Raw genomic sequence first — 1,345 nt, 5'->3', positions numbered from 1 at the left:
ATGTTCTCGGCCTTAAGGATGCAAACAGCACAGAATTTGATGCAGAAACTAAATACCCTGTTATTGATATACTGCCTGAGCAAAAGGGTGTTAAAAACTTAGGCGGTACAATGAGGCTTGGGGCCAAAAATGTAATTATTAAGGAAGGTACACTTGCAAGCAAAATATACGATGGCCAGAAAATAATATCAGAGCGCCACAGGCATAGATTCGAGGTTAATCCTGTTTATATTAAAGACATTGAAAACGCAGGGGTAATTTTTTCAGGAACTGATGACGATGGAATAAGAATGGAAATTATGGAGTTAAAGGATCGTGATAATTATATTGCCACACAGTACCATGCTGAATTTAAATCACGCCCATTAAATCCATCAAGAGTACATTTATATTTTATAAAAAAATCACTTGAATATAAAAAGTTAAAGGAGGATAAACTGTATGAAAGAAATATTAAATAATTTAATACAGAAATCGAATCAGAAGATAGCGAGCGATCCGGCATATTCCAAAAAGCTTCAATCTGTAAAAAAAACAATATGCATTACATTTGATAATAAGGACTCTTACACATTTAAAATCGAAAATAACCACATAAGTGAGCCTGTAGAAGAAAAATCTGATGCTGATATATATGTTGAGGTCAGCTCTGATTTATTTAAGAAGATATTATCCAAGGAAGAAAGTGCCATGGATGCTTACCTCAAGGGTCAGCTAAAAATAAAGGCATCATTAATGGATAAGCTGCTAATAAGTGATTTATTAAAATCCTGAAATGTTAGACAAAAAATTAGATGAGTATAATAATTTAATTCGGAAAAGGGTTGACGAATGTTATGCCATAGCCACAGAGGCCAAATCCCTTGGCAGGGATATATCAACTGAGGTTGAAATACCACTTGCCAATGATATGGCCGAAAGGGTGGAAGAATTAATACACATGAAGGGTATCGCCTCAGAAATCAGGGAACTTTCAAAAACCATGTCTAGGGAGGAGGTATCACTTAAGATCTCCAAAAAAGTTGCAGAAATGCTCAGGGAAAATAAGGATGAGGCCCTTGAAAAGGCTGTTAGGGTGGGGCTTGCCATATTGACCGAGGGCATACTGGTGGCACCTCTGGAGGGAATTAAAGAGGTAAAAATAGTTAAGAATGATGATGGCACTGATTACGCTGATATTGTATATTCTGGTCCAATTAGAAGCGCAGGTGGTACTGCACAGGCATTAAGTGTTCTAATTACAGATATAGTTAGAAGAGAGCTTAATGTGGGGGCATTTAAGGCAACAGATGAGGAGGTTGAGAGGTATATAGAGGAAATCCAGGCCTATAACAGAAGAAAACAT

General features: G+C 36.7%; 2 protein-coding genes and 1 pseudogene. All 3 read left to right on the top strand.

Going from position 1 to position 1,345, the window contains the following annotated elements:
* On the top strand, positions 1 to 461 hold a 461-nt coding region (locus AOG54_RS03665), incomplete at its 5' end, for a glutamine amidotransferase-related protein (RefSeq protein WP_449222426.1).
* A complete protein-coding gene (locus AOG54_RS03660) occupies positions 442 to 774 on the top strand; it encodes an SCP2 sterol-binding domain-containing protein (protein ID WP_048102017.1) in 333 nt (110 codons plus the stop codon). The genes AOG54_RS03665 and AOG54_RS03660, both read left to right, overlap by 20 nt.
* Before the next feature lies 1 nt (position 775).
* A pseudogene (locus AOG54_RS03655) lies at positions 776 to 1,345 on the top strand (DNA polymerase II large subunit); the annotation flags it as partial.

This window comes from Acidiplasma aeolicum (assembly GCF_001402945.1).
Classification (GTDB): domain Archaea; phylum Thermoplasmatota; class Thermoplasmata; order Thermoplasmatales; family Thermoplasmataceae; genus Acidiplasma; species Acidiplasma aeolicum.
Note: the sequence above shows the minus strand (reverse complement) of the source record. Positions and strands in the feature narration are given on the sequence as shown.

Excerpts from the sequence above, each read along its gene's own strand:
- AOG54_RS03660 (WP_048102017.1), top strand. The coding sequence starts at position 442 with ATGAAAGAAATATTAAATAATTTAATACAGAAATCGAATCAGAAGATA.